Origin of the sequence: Actinoplanes auranticolor (assembly GCF_018332655.1) — a bacterium.
GTDB classification, from domain to species: Bacteria; Actinomycetota; Actinomycetes; order Mycobacteriales; family Micromonosporaceae; genus Actinoplanes; species Actinoplanes auranticolor.
In genome coordinates this window covers 101062-125688 of sequence record NZ_BOQL01000022.1, presented here as the reverse complement: position 1 = coordinate 125688, position 24627 = coordinate 101062, and the positions used below count along the sequence as shown (strand labels likewise).

28 protein-coding genes are annotated in these 24627 nt (G+C 73.7%); 10 read left to right on the top strand and 18 right to left on the bottom strand.

Going from position 1 to position 24627, the window contains the following annotated elements; genetic code table 11:
* Window positions 1–5: 5 nt before the first annotated feature.
* Window positions 6–1139 carry a PQQ-binding-like beta-propeller repeat protein gene (locus Aau02nite_RS14140; protein ID WP_212988860.1) on the bottom strand — a complete coding sequence of 378 codons (1134 nt, stop codon included), beginning with the start codon at window positions 1137–1139 and terminating at the stop codon, window positions 6–8.
* A gap of 104 nt (window positions 1140–1243) precedes the next feature.
* Between Aau02nite_RS14140 and Aau02nite_RS14135 the strand changes: the two genes are divergently transcribed.
* Window positions 1244–2206 carry a hypothetical protein gene (locus Aau02nite_RS14135; RefSeq protein WP_212988859.1) on the top strand — a complete coding sequence of 321 codons (963 nt, stop codon included), beginning with the start codon at window positions 1244–1246 and terminating at the stop codon, window positions 2204–2206.
* A 4-nt stretch (window positions 2207–2210) separates the two neighbouring features.
* On the opposite strand, the gene Aau02nite_RS14130 is transcribed toward Aau02nite_RS14135, so the two are convergent.
* Entirely contained in the window at window positions 2211–2933 is a 723-nt protein-coding gene (locus Aau02nite_RS14130) for an SDR family oxidoreductase (RefSeq protein WP_212988858.1), read from the bottom strand.
* 118 nt (window positions 2934–3051) lie between these two features.
* On the opposite strand from Aau02nite_RS14130, the gene Aau02nite_RS14125 reads away from it, so the two are divergent.
* Window positions 3052–3648: a cysteine hydrolase family protein gene (locus Aau02nite_RS14125; protein ID WP_212988857.1), complete on the top strand. Its 597-nt coding sequence runs from the start codon at window positions 3052–3054 to the stop codon at window positions 3646–3648.
* The gene (locus Aau02nite_RS14120; RefSeq protein WP_212988856.1) at window positions 3645–4553 is read left to right on the top strand and encodes a GlxA family transcriptional regulator; all 909 of its coding nucleotides are present in this window, start codon (window positions 3645–3647) and stop codon (window positions 4551–4553) included. Before Aau02nite_RS14125 ends, Aau02nite_RS14120 begins: the two co-directional genes overlap by 4 nt.
* A gap of 160 nt (window positions 4554–4713) precedes the next feature.
* On the opposite strand, the gene Aau02nite_RS14115 is transcribed toward Aau02nite_RS14120, so the two are convergent.
* From Aau02nite_RS14115 to Aau02nite_RS14105, 3 genes are all read right to left on the bottom strand, one after another.
* Window positions 4714–5205 (bottom strand): DUF6301 family protein, encoded by a 492-nt coding sequence (locus Aau02nite_RS14115; protein WP_212988855.1) that lies wholly within the window; start codon window positions 5203–5205, stop codon window positions 4714–4716.
* A 20-nt stretch (window positions 5206–5225) separates the two neighbouring features.
* Window positions 5226–6302 (bottom strand): serine hydrolase domain-containing protein, encoded by a 1077-nt coding sequence (locus tag Aau02nite_RS14110; protein ID WP_212988854.1) that lies wholly within the window; start codon window positions 6300–6302, stop codon window positions 5226–5228.
* A 126-nt stretch (window positions 6303–6428) separates the two neighbouring features.
* Window positions 6429–7301: a pyridoxal-phosphate dependent enzyme gene (locus Aau02nite_RS14105; protein WP_212988853.1), complete on the bottom strand. Its 873-nt coding sequence runs from the start codon at window positions 7299–7301 to the stop codon at window positions 6429–6431.
* A gap of 23 nt (window positions 7302–7324) precedes the next feature.
* Between Aau02nite_RS14105 and Aau02nite_RS14100 the strand changes: the two genes are divergently transcribed.
* Window positions 7325–8005 (top strand): HAD family hydrolase, encoded by a 681-nt coding sequence (locus tag Aau02nite_RS14100; RefSeq protein ID WP_212988852.1) that lies wholly within the window; start codon window positions 7325–7327, stop codon window positions 8003–8005.
* Here the strand turns inward: Aau02nite_RS14100 and Aau02nite_RS14095 are convergent.
* The 6 genes from Aau02nite_RS14095 to Aau02nite_RS14070 all read right to left on the bottom strand — a co-directional run bounded on the left by Aau02nite_RS14095 (window position 7992) and on the right by Aau02nite_RS14070 (window position 17079).
* A complete protein-coding gene (locus tag Aau02nite_RS14095) occupies window positions 7992–9770 on the bottom strand; it encodes a vWA domain-containing protein (protein ID WP_438841128.1) in 1779 nt (592 codons plus the stop codon). The genes Aau02nite_RS14100 and Aau02nite_RS14095 overlap by 14 nt on opposite strands.
* Before the next feature lie 51 nt (window positions 9771–9821).
* Complete coding sequence (locus tag Aau02nite_RS14090) at window positions 9822–10865, bottom strand: ATP-binding protein (RefSeq protein WP_212988883.1); 1044 nt, start codon at window positions 10863–10865, stop codon at window positions 9822–9824.
* Window positions 10866–10956: 91 nt separating this feature from the next.
* Window positions 10957–13236 (bottom strand): N-acetylmuramoyl-L-alanine amidase, encoded by a 2280-nt coding sequence (locus tag Aau02nite_RS14085; RefSeq protein WP_212988850.1) that lies wholly within the window; start codon window positions 13234–13236, stop codon window positions 10957–10959.
* A gap of 567 nt (window positions 13237–13803) precedes the next feature.
* On the bottom strand, window positions 13804–14904 hold the full coding sequence (locus Aau02nite_RS14080; protein ID WP_212988849.1) for an XdhC family protein: 1101 nt from the start codon (window positions 14902–14904) through the stop codon (window positions 13804–13806).
* On the bottom strand, window positions 14897–15463 hold the full coding sequence (locus Aau02nite_RS14075; protein WP_212988848.1) for a nucleotidyltransferase family protein: 567 nt from the start codon (window positions 15461–15463) through the stop codon (window positions 14897–14899). The genes Aau02nite_RS14080 and Aau02nite_RS14075 overlap by 8 nt, the downstream gene beginning before the upstream one ends.
* 191 nt (window positions 15464–15654) lie before the next feature.
* Complete coding sequence (locus tag Aau02nite_RS14070) at window positions 15655–17079, bottom strand: hypothetical protein (RefSeq protein ID WP_246595127.1); 1425 nt, start codon at window positions 17077–17079, stop codon at window positions 15655–15657.
* A 111-nt stretch (window positions 17080–17190) separates the two neighbouring features.
* On the opposite strand from Aau02nite_RS14070, the gene Aau02nite_RS14065 reads away from it, so the two are divergent.
* The 4 genes from Aau02nite_RS14065 to Aau02nite_RS14050 all read left to right on the top strand — a co-directional run bounded on the left by Aau02nite_RS14065 (window position 17191) and on the right by Aau02nite_RS14050 (window position 20349).
* Complete coding sequence (locus Aau02nite_RS14065) at window positions 17191–18072, top strand: hypothetical protein (RefSeq protein ID WP_212988847.1); 882 nt, start codon at window positions 17191–17193, stop codon at window positions 18070–18072.
* A 61-nt stretch (window positions 18073–18133) separates the two neighbouring features.
* Window positions 18134–18562 carry an ABA4-like family protein gene (locus tag Aau02nite_RS14060; protein ID WP_212988846.1) on the top strand — a complete coding sequence of 143 codons (429 nt, stop codon included), beginning with the start codon at window positions 18134–18136 and terminating at the stop codon, window positions 18560–18562.
* An 18-nt stretch (window positions 18563–18580) separates the two neighbouring features.
* The gene (locus Aau02nite_RS14055; protein ID WP_212988881.1) at window positions 18581–19729 is read left to right on the top strand and encodes a sensor histidine kinase; all 1149 of its coding nucleotides are present in this window, start codon (window positions 18581–18583) and stop codon (window positions 19727–19729) included.
* Window positions 19726–20349 (top strand): response regulator, encoded by a 624-nt coding sequence (locus Aau02nite_RS14050; RefSeq protein ID WP_212988845.1) that lies wholly within the window; start codon window positions 19726–19728, stop codon window positions 20347–20349. The genes Aau02nite_RS14055 and Aau02nite_RS14050 overlap by 4 nt, the downstream gene beginning before the upstream one ends.
* A gap of 43 nt (window positions 20350–20392) precedes the next feature.
* On the opposite strand, the gene Aau02nite_RS14045 is transcribed toward Aau02nite_RS14050, so the two are convergent.
* From Aau02nite_RS14045 to Aau02nite_RS14025, 5 genes are all read right to left on the bottom strand, one after another.
* A complete protein-coding gene (locus Aau02nite_RS14045) occupies window positions 20393–21229 on the bottom strand; it encodes an alpha/beta fold hydrolase (protein WP_212988844.1) in 837 nt (278 codons plus the stop codon).
* 115 nt (window positions 21230–21344) lie between these two features.
* Complete coding sequence (locus Aau02nite_RS14040) at window positions 21345–21467, bottom strand: ribosomal protein bL36 (RefSeq protein ID WP_015624451.1); 123 nt, start codon at window positions 21465–21467, stop codon at window positions 21345–21347.
* A 60-nt stretch (window positions 21468–21527) separates the two neighbouring features.
* Window positions 21528–22004, bottom strand: coding sequence for a hypothetical protein (locus Aau02nite_RS14035; protein WP_212988843.1), 477 nt, complete (start codon window positions 22002–22004; stop codon window positions 21528–21530).
* Between the two features lies 1 nt (window position 22005).
* On the bottom strand, window positions 22006–22644 hold the full coding sequence (locus Aau02nite_RS14030; protein WP_212988842.1) for a LysE family translocator: 639 nt from the start codon (window positions 22642–22644) through the stop codon (window positions 22006–22008).
* Window positions 22641–22916 carry a DUF2238 domain-containing protein gene (locus tag Aau02nite_RS14025; RefSeq protein ID WP_345477290.1) on the bottom strand — a complete coding sequence of 92 codons (276 nt, stop codon included), beginning with the start codon at window positions 22914–22916 and terminating at the stop codon, window positions 22641–22643. Before Aau02nite_RS14025 ends, Aau02nite_RS14030 begins: the two co-directional genes overlap by 4 nt.
* A gap of 98 nt (window positions 22917–23014) precedes the next feature.
* Here Aau02nite_RS14025 and Aau02nite_RS14020 point away from each other — a divergent pair, with 98 nt between their 5' ends.
* Together Aau02nite_RS14020 and Aau02nite_RS14015 are read left to right on the top strand one after the other, a co-directional pair.
* Window positions 23015–23443, top strand: coding sequence for a hypothetical protein (locus tag Aau02nite_RS14020; RefSeq protein ID WP_212988841.1), 429 nt, complete (start codon window positions 23015–23017; stop codon window positions 23441–23443).
* The gene (locus Aau02nite_RS14015) at window positions 23440–24153 is read left to right on the top strand and encodes a hypothetical protein (RefSeq protein ID WP_212988840.1); all 714 of its coding nucleotides are present in this window, start codon (window positions 23440–23442) and stop codon (window positions 24151–24153) included. Before Aau02nite_RS14020 ends, Aau02nite_RS14015 begins: the two co-directional genes overlap by 4 nt.
* Here the strand turns inward: Aau02nite_RS14015 and Aau02nite_RS14010 are convergent.
* Both Aau02nite_RS14010 and Aau02nite_RS14005 read right to left on the bottom strand, forming a co-directional pair.
* Window positions 24128–24442, bottom strand: coding sequence for a hypothetical protein (locus Aau02nite_RS14010; RefSeq protein ID WP_212988839.1), 315 nt, complete (start codon window positions 24440–24442; stop codon window positions 24128–24130). The genes Aau02nite_RS14015 and Aau02nite_RS14010 overlap by 26 nt on opposite strands.
* A gap of 28 nt (window positions 24443–24470) precedes the next feature.
* Entirely contained in the window at window positions 24471–24623 is a 153-nt protein-coding gene (locus Aau02nite_RS14005) for a hypothetical protein (RefSeq protein ID WP_246595130.1), read from the bottom strand.
* Between the last annotated feature and the right edge of the window lie 4 nt (window positions 24624–24627).

Genomic DNA, 24627 nt, shown 5'->3' with positions numbered 1-24627 from the left:
GACGGTCAGCCGAAGAGGGCGAAGCGTTCCCGCCCCGCACCCCCGATCCGGGTGAAGGCGCCACCCGCGGCGATGCGCTGCCGCGGCGGGTGGGTGGCCAGCACGTGGGTGCCGATCGTGCCGTTGGCCCGCGGGTTCCACCGGGTCAGCCGCCCCCGGCCGTCCAGCGCGGCCAGTTTCACCCGCGCCGTGTAGCCGCCGAGGCAGCCCAGCTGGCGCACCGTGCTGGTCCGCCGGCAGGCCCGGTCGAAGTGCCCGCCGACGTAGGCGACGCCGCCCATGACCGCGATCGTGTGCACGTCGCCGTCGAAGAGGTGGGTCCAGCGGACCGCCCCTGAGCCCGAGTATCCGACGGCCCGGCCGCCCGCCCCGCCGGTCGCCGTGTAGACCCCGCGGGCGTCGGCCGCCACGTCCATCACGGTCGCGGGCGCGAACGGGCGGAAGCCGCGCACCAGCGCGCCGGTGGACGGGCTGACGGCGGCCAGCCGGCGCGCCGAGCGGGAGCCGTTGACCTGGTGGAACTCGCCGCCGAGGTAGATCCGGCTGCGGGTGACCGCCAGCGACCGGACCCGGCCGCCGGTGCTCGCCCGCCACGACCGGTCGAGGGCGCCGCTGGTGTGCGAGAAGGCGGCGACGTTGCGCCGGGCGACCCCGTCGATGCTGGAGAAGCTGCCGCCGACGTACACCCGCCCGTTGCCGATGGCGAGGGTCGCCACCTGGCCGGTCACGCGGTGGGCGAAGCGGGTGGGCCGGCCGGACGACGCGTCGATCCGGGCGACCGCGTCCCGGCGCTGCCCGGAGACGGTGTCGAAGTCACCGGCGGCGTAGACCGCCGAGCCGGCGACCGCGAGGGCGCGGACGGTGCCGTTCGCCGCCGGCTGCCAACGCAGGACCGCACCGGTACGGGCATCGAGCGCCGCCATCCGCCGCCGCTCGAAGCTGCGTCCCCGGTAGGTCACTGTGGTGAACGACCCTCCGACGTAGACGACGTCGCCGCGGAACGCGATCGCCCACACCGTGCCGTTGAACGAGGGAGCCGCTTGGGCGCGGGCACCGACGGCGGCCGCCGGTGCCGCCGTCGGGACAGCGCCGCCGGCGACAGCGCAGACCAGTGTCAGGAAGACCGACAACTTTCGCATACCGTGATCAACTGCCCAGTGCCCGGAAAGTGTCGGTAGCCGGAACCACCGTAGGTCCGGCGCCGTCGGAGGGGGAGGGCAGAGACGCGTCACGGAGGTGCGCGATGAGTCGGCATGGTGTGGGTTCTGTGGTCGCGGCGGTGCTTCTCGGCGCCGTCGCGGCTTGTGCGGGTCAGACCGGAGGTGGCGCGGAGCCGTCCGGGAAACTGCGGATCGAACCGGCCTGGAGTTCCTGCGCGGACGCGGGCGCGGAGTCCTCCGGGCCCGCCTCGGGCGGTGGCGACCTCGCGGGTCTGCCCTCGCTCGACGACAGTTTTCAGCCGGTGGCGGTGGTGGTGTGCACTTTGCCGACGCTGCGCCCGCCCAGCGGCGGGGCGAAGGTCGCCGCCACGGAGAGCCGGGCTGACGACGTGACGGCGCTGGTGGCCGCGCTGCGGCTGCCGGACGAGCCGATGTCCGGCGACGCCTGCAGCCTCGAGTTGTACCTTCCCCCGTTCTTCGCCCTGCTCGACGAGCAGGGCCGCTGGGTGCGTCCCGGCCTCCCGCACGACGGGTGCGGCAAGGTCCGGTCCGAGGTTCGCGAGGCCCTGGGCGGGCTGCGGCTCACCCCGGTCTCGCCCGGGCCGGCCCCGGAGACCGGGTCGTCGCAGGCGGCCGCGGCCGGATGTACCCGGCAGTGGGCGGACATGGTCTGGGTGACGGCGCAGTGGGGCACCAGCGGCGAGCCGGCCGTCGTCCCCGAAGGCTTCGACGGCCCGGTGCGGGTGCGGCTCTGCGCCTACCGCGTCCCGGCCGATCAGCAGCGCAGCGGCAAGCCGGCCGGTGAGTTCGCCTCCGGTCGCGAACTCAGCGACGAGCAGTGGACCGCCGCCCGGAAAGAGGTCGAGGCCGCCGCGCCCGCACCGGCATGCTCGGACCCGGCGAGCGAGTTCGTCGTGCTGCATCTGGGGTCCGGACAGATCTATGTGGAGCGGGACGGGTGCCGCCGGCTGCTGGCGCAGACGGCGGACGGGCTCGACACCATCCGGCAAGCCTCGCCGGAACTGCTCGCCCAGCTCGCCGGGTGACAGCTCAGGCCAGGCCACCGCCGGCGTGGATGTTCTGGCCGGTGATCCAGCGGCCGTCCGGGCCCGCGAGGAACGCCACCACGTCGGCGATGTCCGCCGGCTGACCCAGCCGGCCCAGCGGGGTCATCCCCGCCGCCATCTCGAGCGCCTCGGCGCTGTTGGTCGACCGCAGCAGCTCGGTGTCCGTGGCGCCCGGGGAGACTGTGTTCACCGTGATGCCGCGGGCACCCAGCTCCCGGGACGCCACCGCGCTGAACTGCTCCACCGCACCCTTGCTGCCCACGTAGAGGCTGCCGCCCGGGGCGGGGGACGTCGTGTTCAGGGTCGAGATCGTGATGATGCGGCCGTGGTCGCGCATGTGCCGGGCGGCGTACCGGATCGCCTGGAAGGTCGCCTTGGCGTTCACCGCGAAGATCCGGTCGTACTCCTCGTCGGTCACGTCGGCGATCGGCGCCGGGACGAAGCTCGCCGCCGCGTTGGCGACCAGGATGTCCAGCTGGTCGGCGCATTCGAGCAGCTCGAGGACCGCCCCGGGCTCGGCCAGGTCGGCCCGGAAGCCGCGCGCCGCGGAAACCGCGTCCTCGACCGCCTTGGCCTCGTCGTCGCGGCTGCGGTAGCCGAAGACAACCGTGGCGCCGTCGCGCGCCAGCCGTTCGACGATCGCCCGGCCGATGCCCCGGGAACCGCCCGTCACCACTGCCGTCCTGCCCGTCAGAGGCCCTGTCATGCCCTCCGACCTTACCGGAGCACGCCGGTGCCGGCCCGGCCCGCGTGACCGGATCGTTCCGGTCCGGGTCCGGTCGATGCCTTGGCCCGGCGTCGCGCCGGCCACCAGGATGGACAGCATGACCAACGCGCTCGTCGTCATCGACGTCCAGGAGTCCTTCCGGGTCCGGCCGCTCTGGCAGGCCGTCTCCAACCCCGCTGTCGTGGAACGGGTCGGTGTCCTCGTCGACGCCGCCCGGGCCGCCGGCGACCTCGTCGTCTGGGTACTGCACGCCGAGCCGGGCAGCGGCGGCGAGTTCGATCCGGTGCGCGGGCACGTCCGGGTGATGGCCGGGCTCGAGCCGGCGGCCGGGGAGCCGATCATCACGAAGACCTCGCACAACGCGTTCACCACGACCAATCTCCAACAGGTCCTCACCGAGCGCGGGATCCGCGACCTGACGGTCTGCGGGATCAGGACCGAGCAGTGCGTCGAGACCACGGCGCGGGTCGGCTCCGATCTGGGGTACGCCGTCACGTTCGTCACGGACGCCACGGCGACGTTCCCGATCCCGCACCGGGAAGCCCCGGCCGGCCAGACCGTCGCCGAACTGCTGGCCGACCCGCGTACGCTGGCCGCCGAGGACGTGGTGACCCGCACGGAGTACGCGCTCGCCGGCCGTTTCGCCACCGTCCGTACCGTCGCCGAGCTGACCGGGAGTTTGACCGGATCGTGAGCCAGGTGGTCTTCGTCCTCGTGCCGCGGCTGCACCTGCTGGACCTCGCCGGGGCCGCCCAGGTCTTCTCGACAGCGGCGGACCACGGGCACCCGTACCGGCTGGTCCACGTCGCCGAGCAGCCCGACGTGCCGACCCATCAGGGTGTCACCCTGCGCGCCGAGCTGACCTGGCCCGAGCTCACCCCGGGCGACCTGATCGTGGTGCCCGGCTGGCGCGCGGCGAAGCTAGCCGGCACCGGGCAGCTCAGCCCGGAGACGCTGGGCCGGCTCGTCGCCCACCACGCGGCGGGCGGCACGGTGGCCAGCGTCTGTGCCGGTGCCGATGCGCTGGGCCGGGCCGGCCTGCTGGACGGCCGGCGCTGCACGACCCACCACGACGTGCAGGACGAGCTGGCCCGGCGCTATCCGGCCGCGACCGTGGTCCGCGACGTGCTCTACGTCTGCGACGACCGGGTGGTGACCTCGGCCGGCATCGCCAGCGGTATCGACCTGGCGTTGCACTTGGTAGCAGTGCGGCACGGCCCGGCGGTCGCCGCGCAGATCGCCCGGCAGATGGTGGTCTACGCTCGACGCAACGGTGACCAGCAGCAGGCGAGCGCGATGCTGCGGCACCGCGCGCATCTCAGCGACGCGGTGCACCGGGTGCAGGACCGGATCGACGCGAGCTTCGCCGAGCCGCTGCCGCTGGCCGAGCTGGCCCGCTCGGCCGGGGTCAGCGAGCGCACGCTGACCCGCCGCTTCGAGGCCGCGACCGGCCGGACGCCGCTGCGCTACCAGCAGCTGCTGCGGGTCGAGCGCGCCGAGTATCTGATCGGGCACGGCGCGACCGTCGACGCAGCCGCCCACGCGGTCGGCTTCGTGGACGCCCGTATGCTGCGCCGCCTGCGCGCCCGGCCGGCCTGAGCGGGTCTCAGTGCCCGTCGGGAAAACCGAGGCTGTCGTCGGACTGGACGTTCTACCTGGTCGACGCGGCCCCGCCTTCCCGTCGGACACCACCGACGCGGATGTCGGACGGGTCGGCGACGCGGTAGACGTCCGGTCAGCTCCTCCCACGAGGACGCACTCATTCCAGGGCCTCCGCGATCCGGTCCCAGTCGTCCTGGAATCTGTTGCTAGCCCACGTCACCGTTACGGCGGACTCGAGATTTCTGATCAGGACGGTGGAATCCTCCAGGCGCCAGCGCACCGTCGGTGGTTCCGTGTGCTGCCGATCTGTCGGTTCACCCAGGACCGCTAACCCTGCGTCGACGGCGTCGGCGAACGTGTCGCGGATGAAGCGGTCCCGGTCGGCCCCGCTGTCGCTGACAAGCTGGGTGATCTGGATGCTGATGTCGTTGATGTGGCCGTCACCGGCCAGCATCCGGATCTCGTCTCCGGGCACACCCAAGCCGGCGTCGGCGAAGGCGCCCTTGCCGTCGATGGCCTCGAGCAACACCCAGCCCATCCGCCGGCACAACTCCTCCACGTCGGTCTCCTGCCAGGACCAACGAGTGTCCCGGATTCCGGTGATCAAGGACCGGACCGCTTCGGAGCTGCCTCGTTGCCAAGTAGTCATGTGTCTCTCCTCGCGGACCATCATTGGTTCTGCCGACCCGCGGTCCCGCAGAACACCTTGACCGCGATCCCCATGATCTCCTCGGTGGACGGGTTGCGGAGGGAAGGGTTGATCGACAGGGTCAAAGACTTGCCGGCGTCCGAGCGGAACGCGAACGTGAGGTAGCCGATCAATTCGCCGCTGTGCCCCCATACGGTGCCGCACGGCAGCCGGTAGGCCTGGAGCCCGAGCCCGTAGTCGAACCCGGCTCCGGTCTCGACGGTCGTGCGCATCGCCTGCAACGAGGCCCTGCTGACCAGCTCACCGCGGAGTAGTGCCGACAGGAAGTGCTCCAGGTCGGCTGCCGTCGAGATCATCTCTCCTGCGGCCCAGTCCAGCGAGGGGTTCATGCGGGTCGCGTCCACCAGGGCGGGCAGCGGCTCGTACCCCCTGGCATGGGGTGACGGCATCCCGGACCGGTCACCTGGCACTACCGTGTGGCGCAGCCTGAGCGGGCGCAGGAGGCGGCGGGTGACCTCCTCGCCGTAAGGGTTGCCGGTCAGCCTTTCCACGAGCAGCCCCAGCACCACGTAGTTGGTGTTGGAGTAGTGCCATTTCCCGTCCTCGGGGAGCTTCTCGGCAAAGGCCACTTCGAGCAACTCGCGCGGCTGGTAGGAGCGGAACCGCGCGTCGCCGCGCCAGCGGTTGGTCGAGTATCCGGGCTCGCTCATGTAGTCGTACAGGTGGCTGGTGTGGTTGAGCAGTGCGCGGACCGTGATCCGCTCGCCGCCCGGCACCAGGCCGGGCAGGTGCCGGTCGATGGGGTCGTCCAGCCGTACCTTGTTCTCGTCCACGAGCTGGAGCACCACGGTGGCGACGAAGGTCTTGGTGACGCTTCCGATCCGGAAGTGCCCGTCGGGAGACGGACGGCCCCCGCGTTCGATGTCGCGCACTCCCGCGACGGCCGACGAGGTGCGGCCGCCGTCGGAGATCCGGACCAGGGCGGCGGTCGCCCCGCCGCCGCTCACGATGTTCTCCAGGTCAGGGCGGAGGTCCACGCTGTGATCACCCGCCGCGACAGCCATCGCTACCAGCACGTTCATCATCGTCTGCAGCATGCGCTCCACGCTATGAAGATCGATGTGGCGGCGGAATGCGGTAATCCGCACACTCCATCTGCGGAAAACCACAGCCGGTCGACGCGCGCGCCATCACCGCACCTGAACCGGTTTCCGGACGGGCCCTCAGAGGGCCGGATGGCCGAAGAGCCCGGGCAGGCCGCCGCTGTGCAGGAAGACGACCTTGCCGTCCGGCGGGCTCGCCCGCAGCCCGGCCAGCGCCCGCCCGGTGTAGGTCGGGTCGAGGAACAGACCCTCCGTCCGCGCGGCCAGGCTCAGCGCCTCCTGGACCGGGCGGGTCAGCTCCGCGTATCCGGCGCCCACATGGGAGCCGTCGATCTGCAGCTCGCCGGGCTTGACCGGCACGCCCATCGCGTCCAGCAGAGCGGCGACGGTCCCCCGCGCGTCCGGCAGCGCCCCGGTGTCCACCCCGAAGACCCGGGCCGGGCCCAGGGCTGCCACCAGCCCGGCCATCGTGCCGCCCGAGCCCACCGCGACCACCACGGTGCTCAGATCCGGCAGCTGGGCGGTCAGCTCGCGGGCACAGTCCACATAGCCCAGCGCGGAGAACGCGGACGTGCCGCCGAACGGGATGACGAAGCCCGGCTGTGCGGCCGCCACCTCGTCGAGCGGGGCGTCACCGGCCCACACGATGCGCGCGCCGGCCAGCCGGTCGAGGATCAGGTTGCCGCGGACGGCCGGCGGCTCGTCCCCGCGCAGCACCAGCACGCACTCCAGCCCCAGCCGGGCGGCGGCCGCGGCCGTCAGCCGGGCGTGGTTGGACTGCGGCGCACCGGTGGTGACCAGCGTCGTGGCGCCCTCGTGCAGAGCCTGGGCGCAGGTGTACTGCAGCTTGCGGACCTTGTTGCCACCACCGCCCAGACCGGTGAGGTCGTCGCGTTTGAACCAGAGCTCGTCCAGCCCGAGCGCGGTGCTGAGCCGGGGTGCCGGCTCGAGCGGTGTCGGCCAGGTGCCCAGGGCGATCGGCGTGATGTCCACCCGGGAAGTCTAGGATCCTCGACGTGAATCCGCGTGGCGTCCTGCTCGACCTCGACGGCACGCTCGTCGACCACGAAGGTGCGGCCGCCGCCGGCCTGCGGGGCTGGCTGCCGACCATCGGCCTGGTGGCGACGGACGAGGCGGTGGCCCGCTGGTCCGCCGTGCAGGAGCCGCACCTCGCGGCCTGGCGCGACGGCCGGATCAGCTTCGCCGAGCAGCGCCGCCGCCGGGTCCGCGACTTCCTGGGTACGCGCGGCAGCGACGCCGAGCTGGACGAGATCTTCGCCGGCTACCTGACCCACTACGAGAGCGCCTGGTGTGCCTACGACGACGTGGCCGACGCCCTCACCGCGCTCGCCACGGCCGGTCTGGCCACCGCCGTGCTGACCAACGGCTCCCGCGGCCAGCAGCTCAGGAAGCTGGGCCGGACCGGGCTGGGTGACCGGGTCGGGCCGGTCTTCACCGTCGACGACCTCGGCGTGGCCAAGCCGCACGCGGAGGCGTTCCGCCGCACCTGTGACCGCTGGGGTTTCGACCCGGGCGAGGTGCTCAGCGTCGGCGACAACCACGCGCTGGACGTGCTCGGGGCCCGTGCGGCCGGGCTGTCGGCCGTCCACCTGGACCGCCACGACCGGGGCCCGGCCGGCGAGCCGCGGCGGATCACCTCGCTGCGCGAGCTGCCGGCCCACCTCAGCGCAGGCTGAAGACCGGACCCCGGGGCGGGAACGGGAGCTTCGCGTGGCGCGGCATCAGGTACGCGTGCGGCCGGCGGATCCGCAGCACGTCGCAGTACCCGTCGGTGATCACCAGCAGCGGGCCGGCCGGCGGGAAGTCCGGTGCCCGTTCCAGCAGGTCGACACCCGGCTGCAGGACGGTGCCGCCGCGCCCGCGGACCCGTACCCGGCCGGCGATGTCGTGCACCGCCAGGTAGCCGGCGTCGTAGGCGGCCGCGTCGCAGAAGACGACCCGGGCCGCGGGCACGTCGCGGGCGGTCGCGTACGACGCGATCGCGCCCAGCGCCTTGCCCATCAGCTCGTGGCTCATCGACCCGGAGGTGTCCAGCAGCACCCCGAAGGTGTGCTGCTGCCTGACCTCCTCCGGCAGGTGCCGGCCCGGCCGCGGGATCCCCGGCGTGGCGGCCTGCCGCCGGGACGGCCGCGAGTACGTCCGCTGCCGCTCGGGCGCCGGCACGTGCTCGTCGAACCACCGGGCCAGCTGCACGTCCCAGGGCGGCGGCGGCTGCTCCAGCACCCGGATCTCCTCGGCCAGCCCGGTGGGCAGTAGACCGCGCCCGTCCCGCAGGTGGTACCGGTAGCCGGTGAGCAGCGCCCGCCGGTAGAAGTCGTCCAGGTCCACACCCCCGGAACGCGGGCCGCGCCACGGCAGCGGCTCGCCCAGCATGTCGCCGCGCCCCCGGCCCCGCAGCGTCGCGAGCTTGCGCAGGCGGCGCAGGTCGACGGCGATCCGGTCGTACACCTCCTCGGCGGACGCCCCGGCCAGCGCCGGATCGAGCAGCAGACCGTCGGGGACCTCGCCGACGCCCATCTCGACGAGCCAGCCGTTGACCACGTAATCGCAGGCGACGTTCCACAGGTACGGGTCCCGCGGCCCCACCCGGTCCGCGTGCCGCAGCGCGGCGTGCAGCATCTCGTGGGCCAGCACGAACCGCCACTGCGCCTCGCTCAGCTCACGCAGCGGGTTGACGTAGATCTCGCCGGCCTCGCTCGACACCGCCGCGACGCTGATGTCCCAGCCCCGGGCCAGATCGGCGTCGGCGACCAGCGTGAACCCGGCCGCCACCCCGCCCAGCAGCGGATACGAGCCGACGAACCAGCTCAGCGCCCGGTCCCACGGCTTGCGCGGGGCACCCGGATCGGTCAGCGACGTACGGGCACCACCGGCCACGTCGACCGCGGCGGTCGCGGCGGCCGACAGGCCCAGGGCGAAACGGTCCGGCCAGGCCGGCTCGTGACCGGGCGCGGCCTCGTCCGCGCGCACCACCAGATCCGGGGCGCCCGCGCCGCAGCCGGCGAACTCCACCGGTACGCCGTCCAGCCGCCACTGGCGGACCAGCGCCGCCTCGTCGGCCTTGGGCAGCACGACCGGGAACAGCTCCGGCTCGGTGCCCAGCTTCACCGCCCGCTGGAACCGGGTCACCGCGATGCAGGCGGCGTCGCGGAACGCCGGGTCGTGGCCGTGCCGCGGGTCCAGGTGGCCGAAGCCCAGGTGCAGCAGGCAGTGCGCCAGCACCCAGGTCCACTGTGCCGGGTCGAGGCGCTTGCCGCGGTTGGCCCGGATCGAGCCGTCCGTCGCGACCTCGGCGAAACCCAGATCCGAACTGTCCACCAGCGTCACGCGGGCGCTGGGCCGGGGCCACGCGTTCGCCGTCAGGGGGCGGAACATCGGGTGTGCCGAGAGCTCCTGCCATGCGGCGGCGAAGGCCAGGGCGTTGGGATCCTGCTGACTCATGGGTGGTTTCTGCATGGGTTTTCCGCCGCGGGTGAGCTCTGCTCGGCCATCTCAGGCGCGGGCCGCGACCAGGCGCGGCAGGTCGCGGCTGACCTCGACCAGGAACCAGGCGGGCAGCACCGGTGCGCCGTCGGCGTCGGCGGCGATGACCAGCCGGCCGCACTCGAGGGAGAGCTCGGCCAGTTCCACGAGCAGGGCCTTGGCCCGGTGCGCGAAACGGCGTACCGCTGCGGGGGCCTTGTCCTTGTCGGCCGGCAGGTCCTTGACCAGCCGGGCCCGGAACGTCTCGGCCAGGAAGTAGAGCAGGTCCCGGTCGTCGCTGCCCTGCGGCCAGCCGGCGTCACCGCGCAGGATCGCCTCCAGGCCGTACCGGTGCCGCACGACCTTGAGGTAGCCGCAGAACGCCGCCGCGTGCGCGGGGCTCAGCGTGCCCGCCGCCAGCAGCCGCAGCGTCTCCTCGGTGATGTCGTCGCCGTAGGAGTGCAGCGCGTCGCTGAGCATGTGCCAGCTGCGCGGAGTGGAGAAGACCTCCTCGGTCTTCGGCGGCGCGGCCCACAGGTGGTCCGGGCGCTCGTCCAGGTACGCGAGGACCCACGGGTGGATGCCGGCACCCAGCGCCCAGTTCAGCCAGTCGGCGTGGGTGGCCCGCAGGTGGATGTGGACCAGCCGGTTGATCAGCGCGGAGGCCATCGGCCGGGCGAGCGCGTTGTCGCCGGCCCGGTTGCCGGCGCCGATCACGATCGAGCCCGCCGGCAGCTCGTACCCGCCGATCCGGCGGTCCAGGATCAGCGAGTAGAACGCCTTCTGCACCTCCGGGCTGGACGAGTTCAGCTCGTCCAGGAACAGGCAGTACGGCTCGTCCCGGGCGATCGACTCCGGCGGCGCGAAGCGGCTGCGGCCGTCGCGCAGCTCGGGCACGCCGATCAGGTCCTCGGCGGCCAGCTGGGTGCCGACCAGCGTGACGCAGTCCAGCCCGAGCGACTCGGCGAACGCGCGGACCAGCGAGCTCTTGCCGATGCCCGGCGCACCCCACACGAAGACCGGCCGCACGACCGCTACGTGCAGCAGCAGGTCGGGCAGCTGGGCGGGGGTCACCGTGACAGCGGAATGCACGCCCGGAAGTGTCCGGCACCGGGCGCCGCGGGCGCACTCGAATAAACGATCAGCGCACCCGCGGCGGCAGCGGTCACTTCAGGTAGACGATGCCGTCCGTGGTGACCTTCGGACGGCCCGCGGTGCCGACCACGACGATCTTCACGGTGTGCTTCTTGGCGCTGGTCCACGACTTGGCCCAGACGGCCTGGCGGTACGTGTTCTTGCTCGCCCTCAGGTCCACCGTGGCGACCTTCTTGCCGTCGACGTACACGTACGCCTTGCCGGCCGTCTTGCCCTTCATCGCCAGCAGCGCCACCGAGCGGCCGGTGAAGCTCCAGCTCAGCGAGGCGTTCTTGGTCGAGCTGGCCAGGGCCGCCTTGCCGAGGTGCGCACTGCCCGACGCCTTCGCCCACTTGCCGGTGCGCTTGGCCTTGGTCTCGGCCACCAGTACGGGGGTGCGGGTCACCGGGGCGGTGGCCACGTTGCCGGCGAGGTCGGTGGCCTGCAGACGCCAGGTGGTGGCCGCGCCGGGCTTGGCCGTGGTGTTCCAGCTGCGGGCGCCGGTGGCGAACGTGGTGCGCCGGGGCGAGGTGAGCTGGACGGCGGACAGCCCGACGGCGTCGGCGGCCTGCCACTTCAGGGTGACCGGGGCGGCGGTGGTGCTCACGGTGCCGGTCCGCAGGCTCAGCTCCGGCCGGCCGGGGAAGGTGGGCCGGGTGCTGTCGGCGATGACCGCGCGGGTGTCGCTGACCGAGATCGGGCCGCCGACGCGGTTCATCTGCACCTGCACGGTGTGCCGGCCGGGGGTCAGCTTGACGGTGGCGGACCGCGCGGTGGCCGTGGCGGTGCCGGCCGTACGGCCGTCGACGCGGACGTCGAAGCCCCCGATCTCGCCCCCCGGCGTGCTGACCGACCAGGAGACCGTGACGCTGTCGCGGACCACGCCGCGGCGGCCGCTGAGCCCGGTGATCCTCAGCCCGGAGAGCACCCCGGCGGCCTCGGTGCGCAGCGCGGGGAGCCGGCCGTAGAGGACGTTGCCGGGGCACTCGGTGGCCTGCACGTCACGGTGCCCGGCGATGCGGCCCATGGTGACCCGGTCGCCGGTCTTGACCTTGTCGTTGCTGCCCTGCGCGGTGGTGGTGAACCGGGCGAGCGGGTCGTGGCCGTACTTGCCGAGCTTGAACACCGCCAGCTGGGCGATCTTGGTGGTGACGGCGGCCGGCACGGCGGTGGTGCCGTACTCGCCCAGCACGGCGACGGCGGCGTAGTTGGTGTTGAACGGCGGGGTGTGTGCACCGACGACCGGTTTGTCCACGCCACCCTTGCGGCCTTCGTAGAGAGTGCCGCACTTGTCGACGAGGAAGTTGTACTCCATGTCGTTGAGGCCCTTGCCCGTCACGGCGTACGTGTAGATGCTGCGGATCACCTTGCCGGCTTCCGCGCACGTGTAGGCGTTCGACCGGCTGCCGCTCTGTGCGGTGTGGTGCACGAAGAGGGCGTTGATCGTGCTGCCGTACACCGGGGCGTCCTTGACCAGCGACTCGTCGGCGCTCCAGCCCTTACGGTTCACGTAGGCCGGCATCGTGCTCTGGGCCGGGACGGTGGGCACCGGGGTGGCGGCCGGCGTGGTCGGTGCCGGGGCGGCCGTGGTCGTGGCCGGGGCCGAGGGGGTCGCGCTGCTCGAGCTCTCCCCGGCCGGGTCCTCGGGCAGCACCGGGGGCTGCTCCGGGTCGGGCGGCGGCTCGGTGCCGGTGGTGGGCGGGTCGGCCGGCGCGGACTCCTCCGGGTCGGCCAGCGGCATCCCACCGCCCTGGCCGCCGCTGGTGGCGGGGCCGGGGTCGACCAGGGTGAGCCGCAGGCCCGCGGGCAGCCGGCTCGAGGTGCGCCCGGCGGGGGAGACCACCTTCACCTCGACGCCGTTCGACACCCCGACCCACAGCCCGGTGCTGCCGCCGCGGGTGCGCCCGGCGACCAGATCCGGGTCGCCGGCCGCGACCGAGTGCTCCAGATCCAGGCTCTGCCAGCCCGACCAGTCGCCGGAGGCCGCGGACCGGGTGCGGACGGCGGCGTCGCCCTTGAACGACAGCAGGGCGTCCGTCCAGGTCACGCCGAGCAGGCTGAAACGGGAGACGGTGCGCCGGGCCAGCCGCAGGGTCTCCCGGCCGTCCTCGATCGTCGGCTTGCCGTCCAGCTCCAGAGACTGGGACGTGACCGGCGGCGGTGGGGCGCCGGAGGGCAGCGGTGCGGCGGCGGCCTCGGCCGCGGTCGCGGCGAGCGGCGCTGCGGCCGGGTCGCCGGACGACCGGGTCAGCACGACCCCGGTCACTGTCAGTGCCGTCGCAGTGACTGCCGCGGTGGCCCCTGCCACCATCCGTGACCTGGTGATCCTCACGCCTGACGCCCCCGTGTCCTTGCGGCGACCACGATCGAAGTCACCGGCGGAAGCGCCACCATACCGGTCGGCGGGCGAGTTGTGTGTCCGTCCACAGTGGCAGGCCGGAACGGGGTCAGCGGCGGCGTCCGGCGAACCGCTGCACGGACAACGTCAGCACACCGGCCGCGACGATCGCGGCGACGTTGATGAGCAGTTGCAGCGCCGAGCCGGCCGACTCCTCCCACACCACGGCGTCCACCCCTGAGGCCGGGCACCCGCCGCTCGGCCCGGTCGGCCGCCGCCGACAGCGTGGTGTCGACCTTCTCCAGCAGGATCGAGCCGTCCCGCTCGACGCCCAGGTCGCGCAGCCGCCCGATGATCGCGCTGGCGCCCTCCCGGACGACGTCGCAGGAGACCAGATCACCGACCGGTTCCACGGCCGCGCCGGGTAGCACCACCACGTGGGTCACGGCGTCGTTGCCGGTGAGCAGATCCTGGACGGCGGCCCTGCGGTCGGCCGGGACGATGGTCCTCAAGTGCAGCCCGCGGTCATCAAACCACCGCTCAGGAGTGGATCGGCCCCGTGGTGCCGGTGAGCCGCCCGCCGGTGCCGTTCCACCGCGCGGCGACGATCTCGGCCGCGATGCTCACCGCGGTCTCCTCGGGGGTACGCGCGCCCAGATCGAGCCCGATCGGCGACGCCAGCCGGGCGATCGCGGCCGGGTCCAGCCCGGTGTCCCGCAGCCGCGCGAGCCGGTCGTCGTGGGTGCGGCGGGAGCCCATCGCGCCCACGTACGCCACCGGCAGCCCGAGGGCCACCTCCAGCACCGGCACGTCGAACTTCGGGTCGTGGGTCAGCACGCACAGCACGGTGCGCGGATCGACGCGGCCGGCCGCGGCCTCGGCGGCGAGGTAGCGGTGCGGCCAGTCGACGACGATCTCGCCGGCCCCGGGGAAGCGCCGGGCGGTGGCGAAGGCCGGGCGGGCGTCGCACACCGTCACCCGATAGCCGAGGAACGCGCCGATCCGGGCCACCGCCGCGGCGTGGTCGGTGGCCCCGAACACGATCATCCGGGCGGCCGGCGCGAACGAGGTGACCAGCACGGTGAGCCCGGTGCCACGGCGTTCACCGGCCGGGCCGTGGTGCAGCAGGCCGGTCCGCCCGGCGGCGAGCAGGCCCCGGCTGTCGTCCGTGGCCGCGTCGTCCAGCCGGTCGCCGCCGAGCGAACCGTGCCGGGCGTCACCGGTGACGACCAGGTGCCGGCCGAGCTTGGCCGGCGGGCCCTCGACACAGGTCAGCAGCGCCACCGGTCGGTCCGCGGCGACCGCCTCGGCCAGCACGGGCAGCTCGGGGAAGCCGGCCCGCTCCACGAACAGCTCGATCGTGCCGCCGCAGGGCAGCCCCACCTCGAAGGCGTCGTCGTCGCTGATGCCGTACCGCACGGTCCGCGGGATGCCGGACCCGGCCACCTCGCGGCACAGTTCGTAGACCGCGCCCTCGACGCAGCCGCCGGAGACGCTGCCGACGGCGGTGCCGCCCGCGCTGACGAGCATCGCCGCGCCCGGCTGCCGGGGCGCGCTCGCCCAGGTCGCGGTCACGGTGGCCAGCCCGGCCGGCTCGCCCGCACGCCACCAGCCGAGCAGATCGGCCAGGACGTCACGCACCGGCCGCCTCCGGCACGTCGAGGTCGGTGTCGTCCGCGAGGTGGCCGACCGGGACGACGCGCACCTGGCCGGCGTGCGCGCGCAGATAGTCGCGGGCGCCGCGGTCACCGGTCGCACTCCGCGCGACACCGGCCCAGTGCTCGCGGCCGAGCAGGACCGGATGCGAGCGGCGGTCGCCGTAGCCGCCCATGACCAGGGCGTCCGGGGCCGCGCCGGCGGCGATGGCGCGTACCGCGGCTGCCGTGACGCCGGGCATGTCGACCAGCAGGACCAGCGCCGCGCCGGCCGGGCCGCCGGCCAGCGCGGCCAGGCCGGTGCGCAACGACGAGGCCATGCCGGACGCCCAGTCCGGATTGTCGACGTAGGTCAGCGCCGGGGCGACCGCGCGGACCTGCGCCGCCCGGGCGCCGATCACGACCACCGGCTCGGCCACACCGGCCTCCCGCAGAGTGCCGGCGGCGCGTTCCACGAGCAGGCTGCCCCGCCAGGTCACCAGGGCTTTCGGCATCCCGTAGCGACGGCCGGCGCCCGCGGCGAGAACCAGCCCGGCGATCTCCATGGGCCGAGCCTAGCCCGGTGACGGGACGCCGACTCAGGGCCGATCACGGTCGTGGACCGCGACCCCGGCCCGGCACCCGGCGGCGAGTGGCAGCGCCGAGGCGTCATGCAGTTCCACCATCCGCACGGGCTGCGCCGGCAGGCGGGCGCCGCTGCCGTCCGGCCCGAGCCACGACGAGCTGGTGTCGCTGATCAGCCGCGTGGGGGTCTAGGCAGCGCGGCCGGCAGGCCGCGGACGGCAGCCAGCCCGAGCACCGTCCGCGGCTGGTAGGCGGCCCGCCACAGGCCGCCGTGGGCCGCGCCGACGGTCTCGTCCGTCCAGGCGCTCGGCGCCGCCGGGCGTGGTTTGCGGAGCTGGTGCACCAGCAGCGCGGCCATGAGCCGGTTGCTGGTCGCCGGTTCGAAGATCTCGACGCCGAACACGTGGGCGCCCGCGTAGGCCGCGGCGAGCAGCCGGTTGCTCAGCACCGACCGGGTCCGGGTCGGCGGGGCGACCGAGAAGCTCACCGTGGTGCCGTCGTGCCGGGCCACCGAGGCCCGCCACCGCTGGATCCGTTTGGCCAGCGCGTAGTTCGGGCCCTGCTGCGGCACCAGGCTGTCGGCGATGCCGGGGTCGGCGCCGGGCGGGTAGTTGGGCTGCAGCAGCCGGTTGCCGGACATCGCGGCGAACGCCTTGGCCGCGGCCGGGCGCTCCCGGAACCGTGTCGTGGCCTGGACGACGGCGGCGGCGGGCACCGCGAAGGCGTCGGTGGGCGTGGCCAGAAAGGCCAGGGCTGCGCCGGGACGCTGGGCGCGCACCTGCTCGGTCAGGGCGTCGACAGCGGCCGAGAGCCGGGGGTACGCCGCACCGGGCGCGTACACGTAGTTGCCGAGCACCAGCCGGCCCTCGATGCCGAGCAGCCACTGCGCGGCCGCCGGCAGCCCGGTCAGCAGGTCCACGCCCGCGCTCTCGATCGTCCGGCCCGGCGCGATCAGCGTGCCCGCGCTCTGCCGGGCGGTGGCCGCCACCCGCTCCCAGACCCGCGGCCGGGGCAGGTCGATGCCGATCACCGTGCCACCCCAGGCCAGTACGGCGGGCAGCGGTCCCATCTCGGCGCCGGCCCCCAGCACCACCAACCGCTGGTCGGACAGGTCCAGCCAGTCCGGCTCGGCGGCCACCTCACGGACCGCCTCGGCGCACGACTCCTCGATCGTGCCGTCCCGCACCCAGGCGTCGAGCCGGCGCAGCAGAGCGTCCCCGCGCAGCAGCTCACCCCGGTACGGCAGGACCAGCTCCTGCTCGGGCTTGCTGTCGCCGTGGATCGTGACGGTGTCCAGCGGCTCGGCGGCGGCAGCGAACGCCTCGCCGAGCGGGATCTCGTCCCCGCCACTGGTCACCCGCATCCGGCTGTGCACGGACGCCAGCCCGGCGCGGGCGATGTCGTAGCCGCCGTCCAGCCCGGCCTCGACCAGGGCCCGGAAGTGCCGCAGGTAGCCCGTACGCCAGTCGCTCTCCCGCTCGGCCGCGGCTGCCGCCGCGGGATCCGCCACCCGCAGAGCGTCCGCGACCACCGCCCGGCCCAGCGCCGAACCGCTGCGCCGGCCGTCCTCGGCCCGGGGAAACACGACCTCGTTCACGCGGACAGTATGGCGACCTCCTACCCAGGGAGGAGAGGGGCTCCGACCACCGGCCGCCGGACCGGCCCGCGGACGGGCGAAAGCGCCCGCCGGGACCGAAAGCATCGAGGCATGACAAACGTGCTGCGCTGGCACCGCCCGCTGATGATCTTCGCCGCCGTGATGGGCGTCCTGGCCCTGGTCGCGGCGGTCGGCACCCTCGCCGACCCGCGCGTCCTGACCGGCGCGCCGATCTGGCTCAAACCGTTCAAGTTCGCGGTGTCCTTCGCCCTCTACACCGCCACCCTGGCGTGGATGCTCTCCCTGCTCCCGCGGCGCAGCCGCCTGGCCGAACGGACCGCCACCGTGGTGGTCGCCATGTCCGTCGCCGAGATGGTCGTGATCGTGACGCAGGTGCTGCGCGGGCAGACCAGCCACTACAACGAGACCTCCCCGCTGAACGACGCGCTGTGGCAGGTCATGGGCACCGCGATCATGGTGCTGTTCGTGGCGCACTTCGTGATCGGCATCGTGGTGCTCCGGCAGCGGATCGCCGACCGGGTGGCCGCGCACGCCGTCCGCTGGGGCCTCGGGTTGTCCCTGCTCGGCCTGGCGGCGGCGATCCCGATGGTGCAGCCGGCCCAGATGGGGCACAGTGTCGGCGTGAGCGACGGCGGACCGGGGCTGCCGGTGACCGGCTGGAGCACCACCGGCGGCGACCTGCGGATCGGGCACTTCGTGGGCCTGCACGCGTTGCAGGCGCTGCCGTTGCTCGCCCTGCTGCTGGGCAACCGGCTCGACGAGCTCACCCGGATCCGGCTGCTGCTGGTCGGCGGGGTCGCGTACGGCATCCTCACCGCGCTGCTGACCTGGCAGGCCCTGCGCGGCCAGCCGCTGCTGCAGCCCGACGCCCTGACCCTGACCGCCTGGGCCGCCCTCGCCGCCGCCACGGCAACCGCCACAGTCGCTGTCGTGAGCCGTCGCCGGCGGCCGGCCCTGGAGCTGGCGGCATGACCACCGGCACCGAGCGGCACCTGGTCGCGGCAGACGACGGCACGTCCGAGGGAGGCTCAGCATGACCGGGGTGTTGTTCGGGTTGACCTTCGCGGTCGCCGCGCCGTTCTGGGCGCTCATGATTCTGCTGCCCGGCTGGTCCTGGACCCGGCGGATCATCGCCTCACCGCTGATCGTGCTGCCGGTCGTGGTGATCTATGCACTGCTGGTCATCCCGGCCTTCGGCGAGGTGCTGCCGGCCGTGGCCTCACCCACCCTCGGCGGCGTCCGCGAACTGCTCGGCACGGCCGACGGCGCGGCGGCGGCCTGGGCGCACATGATCGCGTTCGACCTCTTCGTCGGCCGGTGGTCCTGGCTCGACAGCCGGTCCCGGGGCGTCCCCGCCCTGATCATGGCGCCGGTCCTGGTGCTCACCATCCTGCTCGGCCCGCTGGGCCTGCTGGTCTACCTGCTGGTACGAGCCCGCTACGGCCCCGCCGAGAGCGCCTAGGGTGGCGCTGTGGGATGGATGGCACGGCTCTTCGACGCGCGGGACACGTTCGTGCGGATGCTGCTGCTGGACCTCAGCGGCCTGAGCTATCTCCTGTTCGGCAACCAGGCCGGCCGGGCCCCCACCCCGACGCAGTGGCTGCTGGCGGTGGCGGCCTTCGCCCTCGCCCTGATCCTGCACCGCCGGCAGCTGCCCGGACTGCTCGCCCAGACCGCCCTGCTCGTCGTGGCCTTCTGGCTCATCGACGACACGACGATCAACCAGGTCGGCACCAGCTGGCTGCTGCTCGAACTGGCACTGTGGGCGCCCCGGCCGCGCATCCTGTGGTCCGGCGCGGGCCTGGTGGCGGCGGTCTACCTCGCCTTCACCCTGGGCCGGGATCCGTCGCGGATCTCGGGGGCGGTCTTCGGGCTGTTCATCGTGATCGGCGTGCCGGTGCTGCTCGGCCTGGTCATCCGGACCACCCGCGAGCTCGGCGTGCAGGCCCGGCGCCGGGCCGAGTCGGAGAGCCGGGCGGCGCGGGCGGACGAACGCTCGGCCATCGCCCGCGAACTGCACGACGTGGTGGCCCACCACGTGGCGTCGATGGTGCTGCGGGTCGGCGTGGCCCGGCACGTGCTGCCGGACGTGGACCCGCGGGTGACGGAGGTGTTCGACGACGTGCACAGCACCGGTACGGCCGCGCTGGCAGACCTGCGGCAGCTGGTCGGGGTGCTGCGGGACCCGTCCCGGCGTACGGATGCGGCGCTCACCGCGATCGAGCCCGGCGCGTTGCCGGCCGCCCTCGAAGCCGCGGTCGAGACGGCCCGGCGGGCCGGGCTGACGGTGGACGCGACGATCGCGCCGGAGGCCGGATCGCTGGACGTGGTCCGCGGCCTGGCCGTGCTGCGCCTGACCCAGGAGGCGCTGACCAACGTGGCCAAGCACGCCGGACCGGCGGCCCGCGCGATCCTGCGGGTCGAGGTGCAGGACGAGGACGTGCTCTGGTCGGTGACCGACGACGGCGGCGGCGTGGCGCCCGGGCTGCCGTCCGGCGGCGGTCACGGTCTGACCGGGATGCGCGAACGGGTCGAGGTGCTGGGTGGGCAGCTGACCGCCGGACCGGCGGCGGGCGGCTGGCGGGTCGAGACGGTGCTGCCGGCGCGCCGGTCCACGGAGCCGGTGTGATCCGCGTCCTGCTGGTCGACGACCAGCCGCTGATCCGCGCCGGCCTGCGGATGCTCTGCGACGCCGAGGCCGACCTGACGGTGGTCGGCGAGGCGGAGAACGGCCGCGACGCGGTCTCCCTGGCCGCCCGGCTCACCCCCGACGTGGTCGTGATGGACCTGCGCATGCCGGGCGTCGACGGCATCACCGCGACCGGCCGCATCCTGGCCGAACGCCCGGGCGCCCGGATCGTCGTGCTGACCACCTTCGGCGACGACGATCACCTCTACCCGGCGCTGACCGCGGGCGCCTGCGGCTTCCTGCTCAAGGACGCGCCGCCGGTCGAGCTGCTGGACGGGATCCGGCGGGCCGCGGCGGGGGACAGCCCGTTCAGCCAGGAGGTGCTGCAGCGGCTGGTGCGGCGGGCGGTCGCGGCCCGGGTGGAGCAGCCGCGGCCGGTGGCGGGGCTGACCGCCCGGGAACGGGACGTGCTGGAGCTGGTGGCCGAGGGCCTGTCCAACACGGAGATCGCCGACCGGCTGCACATCGGCGTGACGACGGTGAAGACGCACATCACCAGCCTGATGACCAAGACCGACAGCCCGAACCGGGTGCGGCTCGCGCTCTTCGCCCGCGGCTGATCGCCCGCGGCTGATCGCCCGCGGCTGCGGCCGCTCGGTTGCGTCAGAGGCCGCGGGTGGCGAGCCAGCTCTCGACGCGGGTGATGACCCTCTCGGGGGTGCGGCGGGCCCACAGGAAGTGGTCCGGGACCGCGTGGACCGTGGCCCGGTCGACGTCGGAGGGGAGCCGGGCCGCCAGGTGGTCGACGGCGGCGCGCGGGATCATCCGGTCGCCCGCGATGTCGACGAGCAGCGCGGGCACGGGAAGATCGGCCAGCGCGGCCTCGTAGTCGGTGCGGTCGCCCCGCAGCCGGTAACGGCCGTAACGGGCCTCGTAACCCCAGTCGGACATCAGCGTGCGCGGCTGCCGGCCCGCGAAACCGAGCCGGTGACCCGGCCAGTAGCCCAGGGAGCAGGTGACCGCGCCGACGAAGCGGACCCCGGCGGCGCGCTGGGCGCGGGCGAGCCGGCCGCTGCGGGCGAACGGGGAGCTCGTACCCGTGCCGAGGGTGACGACGGCGTCCGGGCGTACCGTGCCGGCGGCGCCCGACAGCAGCGCGAGCTGACCGCCCAGGCTGTGGCCCACCAGCACGACCTTGTCCGCGCCGGCCACGGCGGGATCGGTGAAGACCGCGGGCAGGTCGTGGCGGACCAGATGGGCGTAGCCGAACGAGTCGCGGCGCAGGTCGGCGACCGGGCTCTGCGGCATGCCGCGCAACTCCACGCCGACGACGTGCCGGCCGGCGGCCGCCCAGGCCCGGAACAGCGGACCGTAGTAGGCCACGGGAACCCCGAGGGCGGGCAGGAAGACCACGGAGGCGGCGGGTCCGGGCTCGCCGTACTCCTCGACGGTCAGGGTGACACCGTCGGTGGACGGGACAGGATGCACGCGAGGTTCCATCGGATCAGTGTCGGCGTGGACGGACCCGGCCGCATCGTGATCTCCCGCACGCAAAAGACCGGGAACCCGTGGCGGCGGGTTCCCGGCCTTGGTGCCTTCTCACGGTATCGCGGGATCAGCCCTGACGGCCGTTCCAGCGGGGGTTCTTGCGATTGATGACGACCATCCGGCCCCGCCGGCGGGTGACCACGGAACCCGGCTTGCTCTTGAGGGACCGGAGCGAGTTGCGAACCTTCATGATGCCTCCTCGGTCCTGCCAACGCCGCCGGTCACCCCGGCATTCCGGAACCTGACGGGCTCAGGCCGGATCGTCCGGGATGGTGCCGACGCGGATCGGGGTGTGGTCCGTACGCCACTGGTGCCGCGACCCTGGCGGCGGCATCTCCACGCCCGCGATTCCGGCCGGGGCGGCGAATTCCTGGCGCAGCCGCTCGATCAGCTCCCGCGCCTCCCGGCGTTCGGCCGGCGAGTTGCCGGGGTCGTCGATGCTCAGGCCCAGCACGGCCGCGTCGTCCTCGGTCATGGTGATCATCGCCCACGGGTGGTTGCGGCCGTGCAGGTACAGCGTGAAGGCCCCGGTGCCGTCACTCGGGTGCAGTTCGGCCAGCGCCGCGGCGTCGGCCCCGCCCGGCGTGCCGGTGATGTAGGTGCGCCGGAACGCCGGGAGCCGGTCGTCGCCGGGGGCTTCCGGGTCGACGTAGCGGTCGACGAACGCCCGCAGGAGCTCCGGGTCGCGCCGCGGCAGCCACACGTAGACGTCCCAGCAGAACGACATGTCAGGCCGGGCGGGCGCGGTCCGTGGCGAGGTGGACGGCGAGCGCGCCGAGCACCGTACCCATCAGGTAGCGCTGGATCCGCAGCCAGCCCGGCCGCCGGGCCAGGAAGACCGCGATGCCGCCCGCCGCCGAGATGATCAGCAGGTTGACCGTCAGGCTCACCAGGATCTGCACGCCGCCGAGCACGAAGCCCTGGACGAGCACGGGCCCGGCGTCGGGCCGCACGAACTGCGGGATCAGCGACAGGTACATGATCGCGGCCTTCGGGTTGAGCAGGTTGGTGAGCAGGCCCATGGTGAACAGCCGCCACGACGAGTCGGCCGGCAGCTCACCCGGGGCGAAGACCGACGTGCCGCCCGGGCGCAGCGTCTGGAACGCGAGCCAGCCCAGGTACGCCGCGCCGGCCAGTTTGAGCACCGTGTACGCCTCCGGGACGTGCACGAAGATCACCGAGAGGCCGAGGTTGGCGGCGGTCAGGTAGACCAGGAAGCCGATCGCCACGCCGCCCAGCGAGACCACGCCGGCGCGCCGGCCCTGGGTGATGCTGCGCGACACCAGGTACATCATGTTCGGGCCGGGGGTGAGCACCATGCCCAGGGCGACGGCCGTGACGCCGAGCAGCGACGCGAGACTGATCATCCGTCCAGCCTCGCCGCCGGGTCCGGCCTCCGGCGAGAGCCAAAACGAGGCCCGTGGTACGCGACCGCCACCGCGACCACCGCCCCGGTCATGTCCTTCTGGGCGTCCCACAGATCGCCCTGCGGGCCGTTGTATGCCTCCGCCGCCCCGGGAGCGAGCGTCATCGCGATGGCCCACTCGAACAGCTCGTACACCGCACTCGTGGACAGCACCACGTCCACCGCCACCAGCGCCGCCCGGCGAGCACGATCAGGAAGACGCCCAGCGTCCACCGGTACGCGAGCGGGAACGTGGGCACAGGCGCACTCTAGGCGGCCCGGTCCAGTCTGGAGGGTTGACAGTCACCCCCGGGGTGACACATGCTGGTCCCATGAGCAGTCAACCCGGGGGTGACAGCGGCTGGGACATCGTCCTGGCGCACCGTACCCCCGACACCCGGGCGCCGGTCCGCGAGCGGTTCGCCTCGGCCGGCGTCTCCCCTGAGCAGGTCCGGGCCGCCCTCGCCGACGGCGGCGACGAGATCTTCGCCGCCGCTGCCGGTGGCGCCGCCGACTGGGCCGCGCCGTTCGGCGGACCGCTCGCCGTCGCGCTGATCGCGGCCGAGGTCAGCGCCCTCGCCGCCCACCTGACCTCCCGGGCCTCCGCCGTCCGGGCGCTCGCCGTCGAGGCTCTGCTCGACGACTTCAGCGCTGTGACGGTCGCCGCCCGGCTCGGCGTCTCCCGGCAGAAGGTCTACGACATCGCCCGCCCCAACCCCACCAGCTCCTTCATCGACCACGCGCCCTGGAGGCTGCCGTGACGACCCTGGAAGAGGCACCGACCGCCATGGAAGAGCTCGTCGACCTGCCCGACCCCGAGACCCAGCCGCTGGTCCACCCGCTGGACCTGCCCGCGGCCCGCACCGACTTCCGCAACGGCTGGCTGGTCGGCGCGGCCACCAGCCTGCCGGTGGCCGCCCTGGTCGCCGGCATCATCGCCTACCTGACCCGCAGCGTGGTCGCCCCGATCGTCGTCTTTCTCGCGCTGAGCATCTTCGGGGCGCTGGCGAGCCGCTTCGCCATCAACCGGGCCTGGGACCACATCCCGCGCAAGCGCCAGGACCGGGAGCGGCCGCTGCCGCGCAGCTGGGACCTCGGCGCCGCCGCCATTCTGGCCCTGGCGCTGGGCGTTGCTCTGCTGCTCGTCGTCTACCGGCTGGACGACGCGGACGTGCCGCTCGACGTGCGGTCGTTCACCTTCGGGATGAGTGCGGTGGCCGCGCTGCTGGTGGTGGCGGACGCGCTGGTCGGACTGGTGCGGCCGGCCGGGCGGGACCGGGCGCTGGCGAGCCTGCCCGGGGTCCTGGTGGTCGCAGTCGCGACCGTGCTGGCCTACGGGGCCTGGTTCGACGGGAACGCCGAGGGCTCGCTGGTGTTCTGGGGAGCGGTCTCGATGGCCGCCGCGGGATTGCTGGTCGGTGCCGGGAAGCTGCGGGAGCGTCGCGTCAGCGCCCGTGCCGCGCAGCAATAGCGTCGACCGCGTTCTTCGCCTCCAGCAGGCTGGCGCCGGTCTCGTCGCGATAGGCCTTGACCGCCGCCACCCGCTGGTCCGCGAAGATCAGCCGGAGCACCTCGGGCAGCTCCCGCTCCCGGACGGTGATGCCGAGATGCCCGACCACCGCGTCGAGCTTCTGCTCGATCGCGGTGAGCCGGGCAGCTGTCCGCAGTTGTTCCCGGCGGGAGTTCGCCGAGGAGGCCAGGCCGAGCAGGATCAGGCCGACCAGCAGCACGACGAGCGCGACGGTCACGAGGATCTCCATGGGAATCATCGTGACAAGCCCCCGCCAATCACCCGCCGTGCAACGCCGCGTACTTCTCGGCGATCACCACCGACTCGGGCAGGTCCGCCTCCACCACCGGCAGCGCGGGCGCGACCTCGGCGCCGAGCTCGGCCAGCAGCTGCGACAGCAGGGCCGCGGCGGTGGCCGCCTGAGGGGCCACGCCC